The following is an 18,376-nucleotide window of genomic DNA, read 5'->3' as shown; positions in this document are numbered from 1 at the left end:
TGAAAATGACCGGTTACGGCGCAGGAACAGAATTATTTATTGAAGTAGCTATTCGTTCACTGCCAGTGAAGTTTATGGGGAGGTATCCGATATTAAGATTAAACTGATTGCCAATTAGTGTGGTAGGATTATTTTTTGAAGGTGAAATTTTCGACGATGCACTGTTGGGAGTTACGCCCATGCCAATTAATGCCCCTCCTGCAGCAATACCCGATACAAACCGACGTCTTGAGATTTTGGCATTTCCGAAAAATGTGTAATTAAGATCTTTCATGTGTTCTCTCTTAGCTGATCTATTGATGGTAGATTGGCAAGGCTGTCCACATTATATTTAGCAGTATTAATTTGGTAATTGTAAAAAAACTTATCTTTCTAACAGTAAATATAGTTGAAAAAAAAGCCCTGGTAAATTGAGGGCTTTTTTATCATATTTAATATTAATTACTACCTACCTACATCCATTCGCTTATGGTCAGAAGCCATATGCTCAGTGTGTGCAGGCATGGCATGGGGCGCATGACTTACATCACTATCTAGATTACTATTTTTGGCATCATCAAATACCCAACGCTTGTGCTCTGCCGCTGTATGATTCATATCAACAGCTCTAGGGTCTCCATGTTGAAGATAGACTGTTTGAATTTTTTCAGCTTTCTTTTCCCAGAGATTTCCGCCTTCTGCTAGCGCCCCCATTGAAAAAGTAAGAAGAAGTATTGTTGTAATCGCAGTAAAAGTTTTCATTTTATATACCTCAATAATTTTATATTAGTGGATGCTTAGTTGCTTCCAACACTCATTCGTTTATGGTCAGAACCCATGTGATTCATATGGGCCTGAATTGCAACAGGGGGATGACTGGCATCATCATTCAAAGGACTGTTATCGGCATCATCAAATAACCAACGTTTATGCTGAACGGCTGTATGGTTCATTTCACTCGCCGCTGGTGCGCCATGATGTAAATGGGGAGAAGACACTTTTAAAACTCTTTCCTCCCACTGATTTCCACCATCTGCAAATGATGACATTGAGAAAGTTAAAACTAAGGTGCTAGTGATCGCCGTTAATTTAGACATAGATATATCCTCACGATATTCAATAACCAAGTGTTATTTCTTTGACTTTTTAAAGTGTCTGCTCAAGTGTTACCCAATTGGTAGCAGTTTAAGAGCTTCTGACTTGGGAGTGGCTTTAAATGCGAGGAGGTCTGATCTCTTTGTCGAGATAGGCGAAGAAAAAACGGTCAATGTAATAGGATTGATAGATGCTACCAACTTCAATTTTCTCTGGCATCAGAGTGAATACGGCGGCACATAACATACAACCGCCACAGTGGAGAAGTGACTTGTTGTCTGGGCAATGATTTATTGATGAAGGACTTACATTGCTGTTTTGGTCAATACTTTGCTTCTGAAGGTGGCTGTCGTGATAGGCCTGATTGAATGTACCTGAACTATTTTCAGCAGCCAATACTTGATTGCTTGAGTCAAAACTTTCAGCCACAGCAAACTGGCTAGATGAAGCTAAGAGCATCATTAGTATCAGTATGTGTAAAATAAGTTTTGCTTGCCGTTCAATCATTTTATGTTTGCCTTCGTATTTATCTTAAATACAAATTGCTACCTACAAAAACCAACCAGAAGAAGTATCTTGTTAATCAATATAGACCTGTGTGCAAGGCACAGGTCAAGAGCAACTTTAATATTTTTTCTTTTTTCTTGACCTGGAGTTAACTCCGAAGCCGCTTTTGAATTATATGATCTGCTGGAGCGGGTATTAATGGCGACGGAAGAAAAGTATCGCCACCAGGTCCGGCGTCACTTACAAAATTGTCAGCCGGATAGAAATCCTAATCTGGATTTATGGGAGGATGATCTGGATTTTTGACGAGTTATATCTCATGCTGCTTTGGGGAGGGTGTATCCCTAAGGTAGTGTGGGATGATCTTGTTTATCTCACGCTAAATAGGTCGAGATGAAAGCTCTGAATTTAGGCGGGACGTAACAAGGGGCATGGTCAAAACTATGGACGTGCAGAGTCACACCCTGAGCGCACAATATCAGCAGCGAAAGCAATATTGTCTAGGAAAACAGTATCCGTTGATTTATTTTCCGAAAAGAATTCATTAGCCCAGTCTATCAACTTCAATACTCAAAAGGAAATATCTGATTTTTGTGGAGATCTTTGCAACCCATAAGAGAACAAGCTTTAAAGGTAGTTACGTGGACTTCATAAATTCTAAGAGCAAAGGTAATTTTGTAGAGGCCAAATTCACCCGGTAAATAAATGCATTAGGGGGACCCTAGCTATTAGACCATCTCAAGGGTCCGCTTAGAGTCTGAAGCCGACTACACAAAGATGATTGTTGATCATGGCTTTCGGCGAAGAGGCATGGTCAAACTACACTATACCTTTTAGGTTAAACTCCATGATTATTACTGTTCACGTTGCTAGAGCTTGAAAGTTTTGTCAACAGTAGGTCGCTATAATGTTTGTTTCTTGGATTGGCGTAATACAACTGAGAAATGAGTTGCAGTTGGTAACTATCTAGAGCACAAGGGCTATTTAACGCGGAATCTAGGTAGCAGCGAACTTCGGCTAGATCACTAACTCTTCCAGCGAGCATATAGTCCAAAGCACTTTTGCCGTTAAAAGGAACGGCAGAATTATTCTTTTTTATCCAGGAAGACGCTTGCTCTAAAGAGGGAAATAGAATTCTAAGTATTTATATATACCGAATATGTAAGAGATGCGCTCAAACACGTCGTTAGTCAGGTTAACTTCTGAAAGAGCTTTATACTGGGCAAAACTGCTACTGGGAATATTACCTAATAATATCTTTTGCTGAGATGGTTTTAATTCCCACTCATCAGTAATCCTAAAAAATCCTTTAAGCGCTACTAGCCCTACACATTTTCGATTTAAAGACTTTGTAACGTCGTTAACCATTTTGAACTCACTACTATAGTTTGATCAATCGCTGTTTAATGCTTAGGTATCGGGATAGATTTATCTTACAGTGTAATTGAGAGCGAAAGAACAAGGTGCTATATATATAGCCATTCTATGTCTAGACATTCTTTGGCCAAAATTATAAACGACTGTTATCAACAGTAAGTGTGAATAACTCTGTGGAAATATAACGTTGCACTATATATATTGCCAATAGTACGATGCGGTTAATATTTGTACAGTCAAAATAATTTCAAAAGTGATTGGTGAGAACCATTTTTTCTTTTACTCAACATAGGATAGTAAAGAAAATTCCTATTTGCACCTGTCGATTTAGGAATAAAGGGTAGGGGGAGTGGCATTACATATTCATGTGTTGCATAACGGTATGCAATGGAGCCGAACGGTCACAGTAATAAATTTTGACGTATTGGTTTAAAATTCAAGTTAACCAGCGGCCTGGTCATTTTTTTTCAGCATTGGTGTATAGGGTACTTCAGCAGTCAGTGCAAGATAGGACGGCACCCACATGCATAGATATATGAGCAGCAAGCACCAATTTATTGGGATTTACTATCAATTACTAAAAAGCGTACTAAATATCTGAAAAGAGAAGGCTTAGTAGTGCCGACCTATCGATAGTTCTGGGTTAGGTTTCTTGAGGGCATTGCGCTGACAGATCCTGATCTATCAATCCATGACAAATCGATGCTTCAAACAATTACAGTGTTTGCAAAGAGGCTTAAGCTTGGTTTGAAGCAGCGATTGCAGCATTTCCCTTGATAAACAGAATCAATAGCCAAAATAATAACTTTTAATGGTTTACCATACGTCGAGAGAGTTGTAGACATAGCGATTTAAGGTGAACAGTATTGGGGATTAGAAAAAGATTCATTACCAGTATGGCAGGTAGAATAATAAAATGAAAACCTCGGTTAAGGAATACCGACCAGAACAACAAAGCAAAACTAACTTTTGGGCTGCGGTAGGAAGCCAGGTTGCATGAAGCTGTTCACAGCGGACTTTCTTAGACCGTATACAGCAAACTGACACATGTGTCGGGGCTTGATAAAAAGGAACAGGCTAAAGTCACCGTTATAACTCCTGCAACGCTGAAACGAAGATTTCAGGCAGGCCGCTTCAATCGGGATGAGAGTGACCGCCTGTTTCGTTTTGCGAAAGTGTTGAAGGCAGCGATAGACCTCTTCGAAGGCGATATTAATTCCGCAAGGACTTGATTGTATCAATCTATTAGAGGAGTCGGAGGGAGTCGTCCAGTAGATATGATAGCTACCTTTGCAAATACAAGAGCAATGCTGGACCTGATCGGGCGCCTAGAACACGGGGTGTTCGCTTAATCATTCCTATTTATCGAATAACAAAAATGAATCGCAGACTTGAGAGAGATGATATGAATACTATGTCTATTCGACTATCACGCCATATATTCCGATTATTGTTATTATCGGAATATTGACATACTAGAAATTACCTCTATTATTAGCGTTAACTTCTTCAAATAATTACTAATGACATGTCCACTGCCTCACAAATTATACCAAAAGTAGTCTTCGACAATTTAGAACACCTAGATAATCCTTTCAATAAGAAGGTATTTGATACGTCAGTATTTTTTCAAAACAAAGAGGAAATACTATCCAAATCTGAAATCGATTATGAATACGCCTGGAAATTTTTGTACAGCTACAATGGCAGTTCTGCGACCTTTAATTCATATCGCCGTGAAATAGAACGAATCTTACTTTGGTCGTGGCATATACATGAATGTCCAGTGTTAGAATTAAAAAGAGAAGATATCGAACAATACATAGCGTTCTGTATTAGCCCTCCAAAGCATTGGATTGGTATTAAGAATGTTGCACGCTTTAAATTGATGAATGGTGAGCGACTTCAAAATCCAGATTGGCGACCGTTTGTTGTGCACGTTAAAAAAGATGAAGCTAGGAAAGGCATCAAACCGGCTATAAAGGATTATATTTTTTCCCCCGCAGGTATTCAGGCAACGTTTTCAATTTTATCTTCATTCTTTAATTTTTTGATACAAGAAGAAATCTGTACGATGAATCCTGTTGCTTTGATTCGGCAAAAAAGTAAATACATGAAAAAACAACAACACAAATCTCCGGTTCGGCGTGTCAGTAACTTGCAGTGGGAATATGTTATTGAAACGATTGAAGAGCTAGCGAACCAAGCTCCTGAAAAGTATGAAAGATCCTTATTCATAATTAACTGTCTTTTTACCATGTATCTCAGGATTTCAGAACTCGTAGCAGATGAACGTTCAATTCCGGTCATGAGTGATTTCAGAAAAGATGTTGATGGTAATTGGTGGCTCCATGTTACAGGTAAAGGAAATAAAAGTCGTATCGTTACCGTGAGCGAGGATATGTTGGAATCACTGAAGCGGTACCGACGTTTCCTTGGTCAATCATCCTTGCCCATCACTGATGACATGGCACCAATACTCCCCAAAATAATCGGTAAAGGTCCGGTTACTAGTACCCGAATTGTCAGGTCAGTTGTACAAGATTGTTTCGACGTTGCATATAACAAGATGAAAGAACATGGTTTAGAAGAAGACGCGCAAGAACTAAAAGTGGCCACTGTACATTGGCTTAGACACACAGGCATTTCAGAAGATGTAAAAACAAGACCGCGTGAACACGTCAGGGATGATGCGGGTCATGCATCAATGCAAACAACGGATCGCTACATTGAGTCTGACTTACGGGAGCGCCATGCCTCTGGTAAAAATAAACGATCAAAAAACTTATAGCCTTAGAAGTCCTTACTTATCAAAAAAACACATACTGAATACAAATAAATCAATGTGTTAGGAGTGCTTAAAGACCTATATGAACCGAATATTGTCCAGAACCCTCTTTAGTAAAATTTTTATATCTAACCAAATTGAGGTCTGGCAGGGAAATGCCTTATTTTCGCCAAAAGCCCATTAACATACTGATTTAGCAATTTATTTAATAGCCTCAGGAAAAAGCTAGAGTTGTTCCAATCGGAGAGGTATTCCGATTAATATCCATGTTGTAGTTACCAAATCGATTGATATGAGCACGCCTATACGGTGAAATACCTGCCAGCATTTCAGGTGTAAGCTCATGCCCTTCTTCTACAAATTTCTTTAGTGCTCTCGTCATGTTTTCAGCGTTATACAAAATGACCATGTTTGAGACAAGGTGATTGTATTTGATTATTTTATGCTGTTCTGGACGTAGGTTTTCAGCAATAATCCCATCGCCTCCAAAAAATAGCCATTTAGTAAAACCATTAAACTCTTTACTTTTGTTGGTTGCTGCCTGAATGGTTTGCCGTAACTCAACTTCATTGATATATCGAAGTAAAAACACGGTTCGCACTACTTTTCCCAGTTCACGAAAAGCGAGGTAGAGTTTGTTTTTCTTACTGTGAGTGCCAAGCCGTCTAAGAATGGCAGAAGGTGATATTTTTCCTTTCTTGATAGAAATCACAATGCGCATCATATCAATAAAGTGTCGCTCAATCAGTTTGAAATCAATAGCGTTGCCTTTAAATAGTGCGTCAATATTTTTATATTTGTTCCGTTTGTCGGGACGAAATAATTGCAGGTCTGAAAGGCCTCGTATGCGAGGCATCAAATTAATACCCAATAAATAAGATAGGCCAAATACAGTATAACTTTGAGCTTGTGTATCACCATGCACGGTATCTGGTTGAATGTCTGATTCGTTTTTAATCAAACCATCTAAAATATAAATCGCCTCATAAGCCCCAAGGAATAAAACGACTGAATAAGGCAATATAGCTATCAGCCACATGAAAATAGCCAATACCTCCATACCCACCATAACGAATATGGTATTCCGATATTAAGTTTTCCTCAAATAACTCGAATTTAGTGCCATCAGCGGATACATATTTGCCTTTACCCCAATAGCCTGGTAAATCAAGCTTTTTGTATCGATTAATCACTTCGGTGATAGCTGATTGAAGTTTATCTTCAGAGGAGTGCTTTAGATTCAACCACGATACTTGACGACGACTAAACTCTTTTATCGATTTGGCTGTTTGAACTGGCCCCAAATTACACCCATAACAGAACAGCGTCACAATGAAGCGTTTCTGCCGATTACTAATACGACTCAGATTTCCAGACAGTGGGCCAAATTTTTTGTGTAAATTAAGCCATTTTTCAACATCGGTTAGAATATCAACGATACTGGCAGGAGGTAGATTTTTTGTCAGCCAATCATCCAGGAACTCAATATTACTTTCAGTTTTTTTCGACACGACTTTCTTTATCGAGATGCTATTATTGAGAATCGTGGCGTGCGTATTTTCAGGAAAATTATCGTCAGCCTGCTTCGTCATTTCTGTGAGCCAGCTTTTTAAATGTTGAGTGAACACCTTGGCATTACTTAGTGGAAGTCCGACTTGTTCCTCAAAAACAGGCATTTCTTTAGCAAGTTCGTCATCACCCACTAATTGCTCTCGGTAATCGTCATATTCTGCACTATAAGGAATATGTAAATCGGCCGAGCCCAGCTCTTGCTTGATTAAAACAATGATTGCCAACTCTAAATACTTTCGATCCACAGAATCATAAGACCTTGCATGCTTCTGTCGTTCGAAAACCATCTTTTGCCATCGCTCAGGTAACCACTCTTCTTTGAAAGGTTGCCCGATCATAGCTTCTAGCTCTTCACGACTTAATTTAAGTTTGTGGCTTTTGGAAAGAGACCGTAGAAGGCTGGTGAGTAATACCGTACTTTCATCACTTGATGTGCTTTTAACGTCTAATATTTTAAGGCAGTTCATAAGTAAACTGCGCTTTTGTTTATAAGGCTTTAACAAGAAAGGGATATAATTATTTCCCGCGTATGCCATGTGTTGCTCACAGCCGATCAATTAAATCCTCAGCATCGCCTCCAATCACGTCCTCAATCGCTTTAATGCGTGATTTATCATCCGCGCCTTGTTGATAGCCTTCTAATACACCTTTAAAAGAGTCAATTAGCTTCTCTACATCCGATCTTTGTTTTAGCAAATATTGGTCAAGTTGAACCTGTCCACTACGGAGTAGTTTTCGAATTAATTTAATAAAGATATTCGCCACATCATCCAGCGCCTTGCTATGCTGACTACGAATTAGTATGCAGGCTAATGCATAACGTTTGTTCTCAGTAAGTTTAGCCATTTCATGAGCATTGAGTGCACGTGCTTCTAATGTAAATTGTTTCAGTTTAGCGCTAGGAATATCAGGTTTTGGCAGAGATTCGCTAAGATCATGTAACCAATGTACATGCTGCAAATAGCTGCGAACTTCCTTGTTGGTAGGTTGCTTTGGTTCTCGTTTAAGGGCTTGCCAGAGGCTGCACTACACTTGGTTCACTTTGTTTCTTTGATAGTAGCTCTTTGATGCGGTCTTTATTGGCCTCAGATAAGTTTTCAGTGATGGATTGGAAGTGCTTATCATTAACTTGAGTGCGAATACGTTGCGCCATGGATTGTAAGCCAGAAAGACCTGGTAACTCATAACAATGGTGGACTAGCTCTTCTAACATGACTTTGATGATGTCGTTGACACTTTCCTTGGATTGAGCATGTTTATAGCTTAGTTTCTCTAGCCAAGACCATTTTTCGTTGGTAAAAGGCTTAATGCCTAGATATTTCCGTATGATGACTAACTGCCGACTACGACTACCTGAAGCTTCAAATGCGGAAATTTCTTTCCTTTTAGGGTATTTCTTCAGTTTTAATGCGTCTGCTAGGTGCTTTAATAATATATCGGGAATATCTGTTAGCACTAGGAAATACCCTAAGCGCTGAGCTAATTTTAGGTGCGCTAAAAAGGCCAATCGCGCAAGGGGTTGTCGTTTTTGGTTTGCTAGAGTGAGCTCAGTTACCGTGGGTGAAAAATGTGTTGAAAGCTCTTGTTGGGTTAACTCTGCTGGTAATAAAGGATAAGCTGAATCCGGTGCGATCATGCGATTGAGTCACTTATTTATTGTTATGAAATTTTTTATTATTAAGACCACATTTTTTTACTTTTCATGTCTTGGATATTTGCTTCCAATAAACATTGCTGATCCGCTGCTGACTCATAGAGTTCATGCAGTAGATCGTCAACAAGCTCATTAAGGTGATCATTATCTCGATACGGCATATAAATAAAATAGTATCCAGTTTGATTTCCTTGGATCATGCCAAGCGGTTTTAAGCAGAACTGCTCAATATTTTCGCGTACTGCTTTTAAGTTACGTACACCTTTATGGTATTTTTGTAATGCACAATGTACCTGTAATTTAGCCACAGGTAGCTTCAGAATTTTTGTTTTATTCTCTTCTGCCTGTGGCCGTATTTTGCTTAAGCCTTGTTCAATTTTTTGTTGGCCATATAAGTCGGGGGCTTCGATATAACGCATGGCAGAATTGACATCTTTCCAACCAACGTACTCCATTAATGATTTTAAATCCCACTGCTGATTGTTCGCCCAAGTCGCAAATCCTCGGCGTAAGGAGTGGCTGCTATAATCAAGATGATTTTCAATCCCCGCTTCTTTTAGAAGCTTTTTTAGAATAACGGCAATACTATCAGTGTGTAAGCCTTTCTCTCAAACAACACCCCAACGAGATACAGCCCTGAAAACAGGACCTTGTTGACAATTTAGCACAGTCAACCAATCTTGATACGCATCAACTGGGCACAACTGGCTTAAAGCTGGTGCTCTCATGTGGCGACCACGCGATGAACGATCCGTTTTACTTTTCTGCACTTTGATGTCCATTCCAGTACCTGGGCTGACGGATATATTCTCAAGCTGTAGTCCAGATAATTCATCACTCCGAAAGCCGCGCCAAAAACCTAGTAGCAGAAGTGCCTTATTGCGCTTTAATAGCAAAAGCTGCTGCGGGCTACCTTCACTTTGTGCAGAAAGTAATTTCTGGTCTAACCAGGCAACAACCTGCTTTAATTCTTCTAGCTGTAATGGTTTAGCCTGTTTTTCTGTATAAGGGTGTTCTTCTGCAATACCTTTAAGTATTTTCTTGACGATCGGTGTCTTGGTCGGATCAGGAAAACCTTGCTGTACGTGCCACTGAGCAATACCCACCAAGCGCTGTTTTAAAGTGTTTAGCGATAGGCTTTCTGCGAAGTCAGCCAAGTAACGGGCTACCTGTTCCGCTGTTGCGGGTAAAAATCCCCCCCAGCGTACTTCGAAATGCTCAATCGCTGATTGATAGCTTTGACGCGTATTATCTCGGGTCGCAGCATGCAAGTATCTTTCGATCTTATTTACTGGTTGCGTGATTGGTTGATTTTCTTTGTGCATCGCAGCCTGTCCCAGCAGTCTTTAAAATAGACTTATTCGTACTGAATTCGAGTCAATTCTCAGTGTACGGATGCCCTAGAGTTAATGCAGTGGATTCTATTTGCATTTAACCTCGACTACTCAGACAAAAGCCACGTAGGGCTTTATGACACGTTCACAAAGTTTTTAATTAAAGAATATTCAGAAGGCAGAAACGTCGCGATTATTATCGATGAAGCACAGCATTTAGGTATGAAATTATTAGAGCAAGTCAGGCTATTGTCGAACCTTAACTCAGGTAAACACACCGCGTTACAGTTTTTAATTGTCGGCCAACCAGAGCTAAGAGAACAGCTAATAAAACCAGAATTTCAACAATTTACCCAGCGGGTTATTGTCGACTACCACCTAAAAGCGCTGAGTTATAATGAGACTGTCGGCTATATACGCCATCGACTCATGACCGTCGGAGGCGCGCCTTCATTATTTTGTGAAGAAGGTATGCACCTAATATGGGAGCACAGCGGAGGAGTACCCAGAATAATTAATGTGCTGTGCGATTTATCGCTGGTCTATGGCTACTCAGCACAGCTCAAGGATAAAATTTATCCCTGTATAATTAAAGAGGTTCTTCATGATAAAGGTATGGAGATACCAACGTTAAAACAGATTCAAAAGCAAAGCACGATGTAACGGGTTTGCTTTTGAATAGTGATAATAAGCCTATTAAACAGGCTCTCTCATTGTTACAAACTCTTCTGCTGCAGTTGGGTGTATGCCTATAGTCTCATCAAAGTGGGCTTTCGTTGCGCCTGCTTTCATCGCGACAGCCACGCCTTGCATAATCTCACCAGCTTCAGGGCCTACCATATGTGCGCCGACAACGCGATCAGTCTTAACATCGACGAGCAGCTTCATAAATGTGCGTTCATCTCTACCCGACATGGTATGCTTCATTGGGCGAAAGTCTGATTTATACACATCAATATCCCCAAAGCGTTCACGCGCTTGCTGCTCGGTTAAACCGACCGTACCAATGGTAGGCTGACAAAACACAGCAGTAGGTATATTGTCGTAATCCATATTAATAGGTTTACCCGCAAATAAGTGACGAGCTAACGCCATGCCTTCAGCCAGTGCAACAGGTGTAAGTTGGTAGCCACCTTTAACATCACCTACTGCAAAAATATTATCGACTGAGGTCGTAAAATGGCTATCTACCACAATGTTGCCCGCGTCGTTTAACGTGATGTCGGTGTTTTCTATACCGATATCTTGAATGTGTGCTTTGCGACCCGTTGCAGCTAAAACCAAACCTGTATTAACGATGCTGCCGTCTTCCAGGGTGACTTTATAAGCGTCAGACGCTTTAGATACTGATTGTATATTGTTGTTAAACAATAAGTTCACGCCTTTCTTTTCTATTTCAGTTTTAGCAAACTGACGTACATCTTCGTCGAAACCACGTAAGAAAAGATCACCCCGATAAATCAAAGTGGTATCAACACCCAGGCCATTTAAAATACCGGCAAGCTCAACAGCAATGTAACCCCCACCTAAGACCATTGCTGATTTAGGTAAGTCTGGTAAGAAGAAAAACTCATTTGAAGTAATAGCGTGTTCTGAACCCTCAAACTCAGGCACAAACGGCCAGCTACCCGTTGCGATAGCGATATATTTAGCCGTGATGGTTTGATCACCAACTGAAACCGTGTGGTGATCAATAAAGCGTGCTCTACCGGTGTGAACAGTCACCCCAGCACCTTCAAGTAAATTATTATAAATACCATTTAAACGACTGATTTCGTTTGTCTTGTTATCTCTTAGCGTATGCCAATTAAAGTTCAGTTTACCGTTATTTGTCCAACCAAAACCCGCCCCGTCTTCTAAGTCTTCTGCAATATGTGAAGCGTAAACAAATAGCTTTTTAGGTACACAACCTACGTTGACACAGGTTCCCCCCATATAACGATCTTCTGCAACAGCAACTTTAGCCCCAAGGCTTGAAGCAATACGAGACAGGCGAACACCGCCTGAGCCTGCACCGATGACAAACAGATCGTAATCGTACTCTGACATAGAATAGGTTTCCTAAATTTGAAGGGGAAATAAACGCTAAGCGGTTTGAGGTATTCTAGGTTTAAATAAAACCGTTTCTGTAAAATTTTCCAGTTTAACCTCACCTACTTTTTCATAACCCAAGGATTCATAAAATTTAATGTATCGTGTATTACCGGTATCTAGCCCAATACCACATGAACGTGGATTTTCGCTACAAAGCTTTTCAACCGCTTCTAACAGCAAACGACCGTATCCTTGTCTTTGATGTGATGCTTTTATACCCATCAATGGGAGTTCATGATGCTCGTTTCCTGGCAGTGTTGCCTTAACTTGCATATGGTAATCAATATATCGTCGAGTAGAACTAAGCCCTGCGGTGAGCATCATCCTGATACGCCAATTAAACTGCTCAGCCAGGTTTAGCCTTACAGTAGGGCTACCGACCAGCGCAATACCTACTAGCGCATTATTGATACTTAATCCGATAACATCTTGCCCATGAGCGAAGTGAAGATCGATTAACTCTCTAATGGTTGCACGAACGCGTTGGTCATACCCTGCACGTGACGAATCAAATAAGTACTTAAAGGTAGGCTCATCTCGGTAAGCATGGTAAAGAATACTCTTTGCTTCAGCCGTAGCGGCTGGGTTAAGCCTTACAATTTCAGCTTGGTCACATTCCGCAGTATCTGTCATTATTTTTCTCCTGCACTGACTTTAGGTCGTTTGGGTTAACCTTTCAACGTTAAGCGAACGTTAACCAACCCACCTTTTTCATCTTTGTCGATCGAAACTTGTGACACTTCGATGTTATAGGATGAATTCAAATCTTTTAACCATAAAATTACGGTATTAAAAGGGACTTTTTCAAGCCATACACGCACTTTACGTTCACCCGATGGCTCGAATCGTTTTAAGTTTATCTTATGCTTTTGAGCATTTGAACTCACAGTCGAGACCAAAGACTGGCTATCTATAATTTTAGATGAATGGCTGCCAGCATCGCCAACGAGGGACCTTGCAATACCCTCATTGGCGCGAACCCAACTAAGCAGCTCTTGACTACTTTTAAGGTTTGCCTCCTGCTTTTTTGAAAATTCATGGGCTGGAGACCACACTAAAAAATATAATATGGCTAACACTAAGGCACCCGAGAGTAGCAACAAAGCTTGCTGGTCTCGTTTAGGTAATGAATCAAATTGACGCATTGCCGAAACAACAGAGGGTGAGTTTTTAATCTTTGTTATAATGGACATCATTAGCTACCTGTGACGCTTAGGCGCCCTCTTACACTGTTCTGCTCGTTAATAGCAGAGCTTATTTTAGCACCCAACCCTGCATCGGTAAGACCGTTTTTAAGTTGATCGAGTTGCTGGAACGACCCTGCTCTCAACTCAATCGTTAGCTCTTGTCGCTGATCACTGTAGTTAACACTTTTAAATTCAATGGTTTGGTTATTGGGTACTTTAGAGTATTGATAACCTGCTTCACTCAGAAGACTAAGGAAGTCCGTATTACCTTGCGAGGCATTAGCAGAGTTAAGTTTACCCTGAAGTGTACGCCTTAAATTATTGACAGAAACACGCCTTTCAGCAGGGAATAGAGATTTGTACACGTCTAATGCTGCTTGAGAATAATTCTCTGCCTCATCTTGGTAGTAGTACCCTTTGCCGAGGTCGACACCCACTTGAAGGCAAAACCAGATGCCTGCAACTGCAGCTACGGCCTTCCACTTTTTAAATGATGGCGCGCTAGCATTTGCAATTTTAAAGTCGCCCTGACAAAGGTTTATACCTTTTGTACCTTGTTGAAACCAAGATTCACATAGCAACTCGAGTATCGGAACGTTAAGGTCGTGAGTAGTCCACTCAAAGCCTTCAGTCTGCTGCAGTTCAGCCAGCACTATTTTGAGTGAATCTGCTTGTTCAGGCGGTATATAGCAACTGACCTTCTTTTTATCGGTGCCTTCACTGGTACCTTCTGTGATCAGTACAGACTCAAAATAACTGACCAGGTTAAATCGTTTAACCCGACTAACCGTACCGGGTTTGATGTCGACTAATGCCCAGTCGTTTTCAAAACCAATGACCGCGTCAACCCCTTGTATAGGGAGTAACGAGGCATCACTGTAGATCGCATGTATAGTAAACCCGGTATGCACGAGCGCATCAAAATACAGTTTAAAGAAATCGTAGCTAATAACCTCAACAGAATAATTACCATTGCTCAACTTGTCGCCCAATGCAATGTGTACGCTATCTATGTCTTCTGATAATTGATCTTCAACCGCAAATGGCAGAGCTTGCTGCACATACCGTGACTGCTTGCCCGGGATTGTGACCTGAGTTGAATTTATAATATTGGCAGGAATCAAACCGATAATTTGAACATCTTCAATAGCATTTTGATCAAGCAGTTGTTGGACATCTTCAAATCGCTCGGCAAACCCTCCTGCAATTTTTTGACCAGCACGAGCATAAAGAGCCCACTCAAAATTGGACAGCCCTTCATCTTCCTTTTCGGGCAACGAAAGTGCACGAATAAACAACTTATTTGGCATTATTATTCTCTTTATGTCCCTTAAATTCTTTAGCGTTTGTTAACTCTAACCTTACAGGCATAGCAGTGTAAATCGACTAACCATAATTTTGTTTTATTCCACCACTAACATATCTTTGGTGATGATGTATTTTTGACCTTGATCTCGTGCTAGTAGTGATATCGTTCCATCACTAGCGTCTCGATGAAGAACAGACACCAACCGACTAACACGATCAGATAACGTGACCTTAGATGACACGCTAAAGTATTCGCTGTTAACCGAAAAACGGCCTTCCAACTCTAAACCTGCATACTCAGGCAATACTTTAAATTCATCTAACGTTTTAAACGGAGTGTCAACCCTATAGTCGATTATAGCCTGACCCTCATCATCTGTTAGTATTTTTCCTTTCGCTAGCGAACGATAAATCTCTTTTGTACAAGTATTAACATTAATGGATTTTACCCCAACGGGTAAGGCCGATACATGAGGTAGCAACAGTGCATAATACTCGGGAGTCATACCGTCTATTAACATGAGTTCAGATATCGATGCAAACGGCTGATTCCCTGTTCGGTATGGCTTATCTTTTATCAAATAATCGCCGTCTTCAGCGCCTTCAGCGCCATCGACCTCATTATTTTCATCAATCCAATCAATAATTTTTTCGATTTTAAGATCATTAATCTCTAAAACTATGAATAGATTAACAAATCGATTGATGACTACTTGGTCTTTTGTACCATTAGAATTGATGAGACTATTGATATTAAGCTTGCCTTGTAAGTCATCAATCTGCCCTTCAATAACACCATAATCAACGGGAAAACCGACAGCTGAAGCGCCCCAATCTTCTTTAAGGGTATCAATATATTCCTTTTCTTTTTTGTCTTCTTCCCAGTCAACAAAAAGTGTTTGGCGAGCCACTTGCTCGGCACCTAATGCATACTCATAAGCTTGGCTTTGAATTAAGCTGTTGGACGCTTTTTTTATAAACAAGCTCTGACGCGAAATCATCCCACTGGCTAGAATGGTGACAAGTGCAAACACAAAAAGCACCATCATAAGCGCAACACCCTTTTGCTTATGGGGTAAAGAGCCTCTGTTTAATGCCGTGTAAGCTATCAAGCGCATAATTCCAATAATTCAGGGTTACTACAACCGGCTGTCATAATTAACTTATCCATTATTTAAGCCGGCGTCATCTTGTTGGCTACTTTCTTGTGTACTGCCTTCTTGTTGGCTGTCGTCTTCCTCAGCATTCGATCCGCCACTTCCACTATTTCCGCCATTAGCAGCCGACTTAACATCCATAAACTGAGGTAGGTCATACAAGCGCACTAGCGTTCCAAAATAATGATGCTCTATCGTCAACTCTATCGCCTTGGGTAATAAATGATGACCTACTAATACATTGTTTGTATTGGTTTGCTCTGGAGGCCACGATTCACTCCATTGATTGTCATCATTCATAAAGCGCACTGATAGCGTGTCAATATCGGTCAATACCGTTTGAATAACACTTTCGCTATCCTGGGGGCGATCCAGTACGGTCCAATAATGCCTTAGCAACTCGCCATCTAATAGCTCATAAGAAACACGTTGCAGATCGCTGCGAGCGTCACCCGTAGGGTTTCGCCACCCCGCTCTCGTTAATTCAATAAAATATAAGGCATTACGGTTCGATACGGCAGGTTGAAAGTCACCATATTCATCTCTAATAGAGCGATGGCTAATCTGCTGAATATCACGAGATAAAATCAGCATCATTTTTTGAAGCTTTTCAAACCGCTCACTATTTTTCTGAGTGATTTCTTGTGCTCTTATGGTTCCGCTAAGCAACTGCCAGGTTCCAAGACCAATCAAAGCAGTAATACCGATGGCAATAAGTACTTCTAGAAGTGTAAAACCTGCTTGATGCCCCCTCTTACTCATCGGGCTCATGTTACTCGAATGGTTCATCAATGAAGTCCTACAAAGCCTGAATACGTAAGAATCTGGCTCCCTTCATCAAATTGATCATCAGAATCTTTGTGAAAAATGACTAAATCAACGCGGTTAAAATTAGCATTAGGGGTCTTAGAAACCTTTGAAACAAGCTTCCAGTGATCTTTGGCGAACTCAATATCTTCTTTGCTTTCTTTCGCTGGAGGCAAGTCACCGCTTAAACGGACTTCTGCCATTTTATTTTCAGCAATCCAGTTAGCAATAGTTTTTAAACGTATCCGTTCATACTGCGAAATAGTTTGAGAGGTAACCTTTTGAATGACTGTAGCAACAAGGCTGAAAATAATCAGCGCAATCATCACTTCTAAAAGGGTAAAGCCTTTAGATTTAGACGTTGCACTTGTACCCGTAAATGCACTTGTACTGGTAGTTTTGCTTGTAGCAGTAAAAGCAGAAGAAGGAAGGTTCAACATTAATTATTCCTCCTCCTTTCCGGGTTCTAATAACGTAATATCTTCAAGCCCATCTGAGGATATGACAAACTGACCGTCTTTATTTTGATTGACCTGCAACGTAATGGTAAAGGGAGTCACTTCTCCGCTCGATAGCAACATCATATCGGGTCTTTTTAAATCGTCTTCGTCTTTACCCAGAATTTTAAGGTCATCGCCCTCTTTACGAAACTCTATGGCAACCCACTCAGGAAACGACCTATTTTTTAAGACGGCAATAGTTGAGCCAGACCAAGTAAGCGCTTCATCATCATATTCAAGAAACTCATAACCATCCTCATCAATACTAAAGCCAATCTCTGAGTTAGATAATATCGCTTCTTCTGAAGCCATTCGAAGTAAAGCATGCAGTCGCTGAGCCTCGTTAGCGAGCTCTCGTTGCTGTTTTCCGCTGCCTAGCGTGAAAACAGCAACGCCACTAAGAAGCCCTAGTAATACCATGACCACTAGAATTTCAATCAGTGTGAAGCCTGCTTGTGTTGACGCTTGAGTACGGCTTGGAATAATCATTATAGAAGACGTTAGGTTTGCTAATTTAATAGCCGCCTAAGCTAGTCTTTAACATCCCAGTTACCGATATCTGCACCTTCTTCTTCACCGCCTTCTTTACCGTCAGAACCTAAAGAATAAAGATCAAATGGGCCGTTAACACCAGGGCTTATGTACTGATAAGGCGTACCCCATGGATCAACCGGAACGGTTTTCATGTAGCCGTCTTTATTCCAGTTTTTAGGTTCAGGAAAGCCGCTAGGCTTAGATACCAATGCCTCTAACCCTTGCTCAGTACTGGGATAACTAAAGTTATCTAGCTTATAAAGATCTAGCGCGTTAGACACTTCTCTAATTTGAGTTTCAGCAACGGTTACACGTGCTTGCTCGCCTCTACCTAGAATATTAGGCGCTACAACCGCAACTAATAGACCCAAAATAACCATGACGACCATGATTTCGATTAACGTAAAGCCACGTTGTTGTTTGATAATATCCATTTTATTTTTCTCGAAAATAATTAATACAGACTATTGTTTCTACTGACGC

General features: G+C 40.6%; 21 protein-coding genes and 1 pseudogene. 3 read left to right on the top strand and 19 right to left on the bottom strand.

Features of this window, described 5'->3' with window-relative positions; all coding sequences use genetic code 11:
* Positions 1-13 precede the first annotated feature (13 nt).
* The 5 genes from NKI27_RS10350 to NKI27_RS19460 all read right to left on the bottom strand — a co-directional run bounded on the left by NKI27_RS10350 (position 14) and on the right by NKI27_RS19460 (position 2,716).
* Positions 14-274, bottom strand: a complete 261-nt coding sequence (locus tag NKI27_RS10350) for a twin-arginine translocation signal domain-containing protein (RefSeq protein ID WP_265045982.1) — start codon at positions 272-274, stop codon at positions 14-16.
* Positions 275-444: 170 nt separating this feature from the next.
* Positions 445-741: a hypothetical protein gene (locus NKI27_RS10345; protein ID WP_265045981.1), complete on the bottom strand. Its 297-nt coding sequence runs from the start codon at positions 739-741 to the stop codon at positions 445-447.
* A gap of 35 nt (positions 742-776) precedes the next feature.
* Positions 777-1,076: a hypothetical protein gene (locus tag NKI27_RS10340; protein WP_265045980.1), complete on the bottom strand. Its 300-nt coding sequence runs from the start codon at positions 1,074-1,076 to the stop codon at positions 777-779.
* Between the two features lie 115 nt (positions 1,077-1,191).
* Positions 1,192-1,581, bottom strand: coding sequence for a hypothetical protein (locus NKI27_RS10335; protein WP_265045979.1), 390 nt, complete (start codon positions 1,579-1,581; stop codon positions 1,192-1,194).
* Positions 1,582-2,419: 838 nt separating this feature from the next.
* On the bottom strand, positions 2,420-2,716 hold the full coding sequence (locus NKI27_RS19460; RefSeq protein WP_406803147.1) for an antitoxin Xre/MbcA/ParS toxin-binding domain-containing protein: 297 nt from the start codon (positions 2,714-2,716) through the stop codon (positions 2,420-2,422).
* 1,291 nt (positions 2,717-4,007) lie between these two features.
* On the opposite strand from NKI27_RS19460, the gene NKI27_RS19455 reads away from it, so the two are divergent.
* Positions 4,008-4,190 (top strand): antitoxin Xre-like helix-turn-helix domain-containing protein, encoded by a 183-nt coding sequence (locus NKI27_RS19455; RefSeq protein ID WP_406802325.1) that lies wholly within the window; start codon positions 4,008-4,010, stop codon positions 4,188-4,190.
* Between the two features lie 296 nt (positions 4,191-4,486).
* Positions 4,487-5,749, top strand: a complete 1,263-nt coding sequence (locus NKI27_RS10330) for a tyrosine-type recombinase/integrase (RefSeq protein ID WP_265045978.1) — start codon at positions 4,487-4,489, stop codon at positions 5,747-5,749.
* A 211-nt stretch (positions 5,750-5,960) separates the two neighbouring features.
* On the opposite strand, the pseudogene NKI27_RS19450 reads toward NKI27_RS10330, so the two are convergent.
* From NKI27_RS19450 to NKI27_RS10315, 5 genes and pseudogenes are all read right to left on the bottom strand, one after another.
* Positions 5,961-7,338 (bottom strand): annotated as a pseudogene (locus NKI27_RS19450) (transposase).
* A gap of 523 nt (positions 7,339-7,861) precedes the next feature.
* Positions 7,862-8,278 (bottom strand): hypothetical protein, encoded by a 417-nt coding sequence (locus NKI27_RS19445; protein WP_406802324.1) that lies wholly within the window; start codon positions 8,276-8,278, stop codon positions 7,862-7,864.
* A 43-nt stretch (positions 8,279-8,321) separates the two neighbouring features.
* A complete protein-coding gene (locus tag NKI27_RS19440; RefSeq protein WP_406802322.1) occupies positions 8,322-8,954 on the bottom strand; it encodes a DUF4158 domain-containing protein in 633 nt (210 codons plus the stop codon).
* 41 nt (positions 8,955-8,995) lie between these two features.
* Positions 8,996-9,556 carry a tyrosine-type recombinase/integrase gene (locus NKI27_RS10320; protein ID WP_265049501.1) on the bottom strand — a complete coding sequence of 187 codons (561 nt, stop codon included), beginning with the start codon at positions 9,554-9,556 and terminating at the stop codon, positions 8,996-8,998.
* Positions 9,557-9,580: 24 nt separating this feature from the next.
* A complete protein-coding gene (locus tag NKI27_RS10315) occupies positions 9,581-10,297 on the bottom strand; it encodes a hypothetical protein (protein WP_265045977.1) in 717 nt (238 codons plus the stop codon).
* A gap of 45 nt (positions 10,298-10,342) precedes the next feature.
* Between NKI27_RS10315 and NKI27_RS10310 the strand changes: the two genes are divergently transcribed.
* Positions 10,343-10,969, top strand: a complete 627-nt coding sequence (locus tag NKI27_RS10310; protein ID WP_265049500.1) for an ExeA family protein — start codon at positions 10,343-10,345, stop codon at positions 10,967-10,969.
* A 33-nt stretch (positions 10,970-11,002) separates the two neighbouring features.
* On the opposite strand, the gene gorA is transcribed toward NKI27_RS10310, so the two are convergent.
* The 9 genes from gorA to gspG all read right to left on the bottom strand — a co-directional run bounded on the left by gorA (position 11,003) and on the right by gspG (position 18,327).
* Positions 11,003-12,355 carry a glutathione-disulfide reductase gene (gorA, locus tag NKI27_RS10305; RefSeq protein ID WP_265045976.1) on the bottom strand — a complete coding sequence of 451 codons (1,353 nt, stop codon included), beginning with the start codon at positions 12,353-12,355 and terminating at the stop codon, positions 11,003-11,005.
* A 36-nt stretch (positions 12,356-12,391) separates the two neighbouring features.
* Complete coding sequence (locus tag NKI27_RS10300; protein WP_265045975.1) at positions 12,392-13,033, bottom strand: GNAT family N-acetyltransferase; 642 nt, start codon at positions 13,031-13,033, stop codon at positions 12,392-12,394.
* 35 nt (positions 13,034-13,068) lie between these two features.
* Positions 13,069-13,596: a type II secretion system protein M gene (locus NKI27_RS10295; RefSeq protein WP_265045974.1), complete on the bottom strand. Its 528-nt coding sequence runs from the start codon at positions 13,594-13,596 to the stop codon at positions 13,069-13,071.
* On the bottom strand, positions 13,596-14,897 hold the full coding sequence (gene gspL / locus NKI27_RS10290) for a type II secretion system protein GspL (RefSeq protein WP_265045973.1): 1,302 nt from the start codon (positions 14,895-14,897) through the stop codon (positions 13,596-13,598). Before gspL ends, NKI27_RS10295 begins: the two co-directional genes overlap by 1 nt.
* Positions 14,898-14,990: 93 nt before the next feature.
* Complete coding sequence (gene gspK, locus NKI27_RS10285) at positions 14,991-16,013, bottom strand: type II secretion system minor pseudopilin GspK (protein ID WP_265045972.1); 1,023 nt, start codon at positions 16,011-16,013, stop codon at positions 14,991-14,993.
* Positions 16,014-16,058: 45 nt separating this feature from the next.
* Positions 16,059-16,841: a type II secretion system minor pseudopilin GspJ gene (gene gspJ / locus NKI27_RS10280; RefSeq protein ID WP_265045971.1), complete on the bottom strand. Its 783-nt coding sequence runs from the start codon at positions 16,839-16,841 to the stop codon at positions 16,059-16,061.
* On the bottom strand, positions 16,841-17,299 hold the full coding sequence (gspI, locus tag NKI27_RS10275) for a type II secretion system minor pseudopilin GspI (RefSeq protein WP_265045970.1): 459 nt from the start codon (positions 17,297-17,299) through the stop codon (positions 16,841-16,843). The genes gspJ and gspI overlap by 1 nt, the downstream gene beginning before the upstream one ends.
* Before the next feature lie 3 nt (positions 17,300-17,302).
* Positions 17,303-17,848, bottom strand: a complete 546-nt coding sequence (gspH, locus tag NKI27_RS10270) for a type II secretion system minor pseudopilin GspH (protein WP_265045969.1) — start codon at positions 17,846-17,848, stop codon at positions 17,303-17,305.
* Positions 17,849-17,889: 41 nt separating this feature from the next.
* On the bottom strand, positions 17,890-18,327 hold the full coding sequence (gene gspG / locus NKI27_RS10265; RefSeq protein ID WP_265045968.1) for a type II secretion system major pseudopilin GspG: 438 nt from the start codon (positions 18,325-18,327) through the stop codon (positions 17,890-17,892).
* Positions 18,328-18,376: the final 49 nt, after the last annotated feature.

It is taken from the genome of Alkalimarinus alittae, from assembly GCF_026016465.1.
In the GTDB taxonomy this organism is placed as follows: Bacteria; Pseudomonadota; Gammaproteobacteria; order Pseudomonadales; family Oleiphilaceae; genus Alkalimarinus; species Alkalimarinus alittae.
This window is presented reverse-complemented; position numbering and strand designations above follow the sequence as displayed.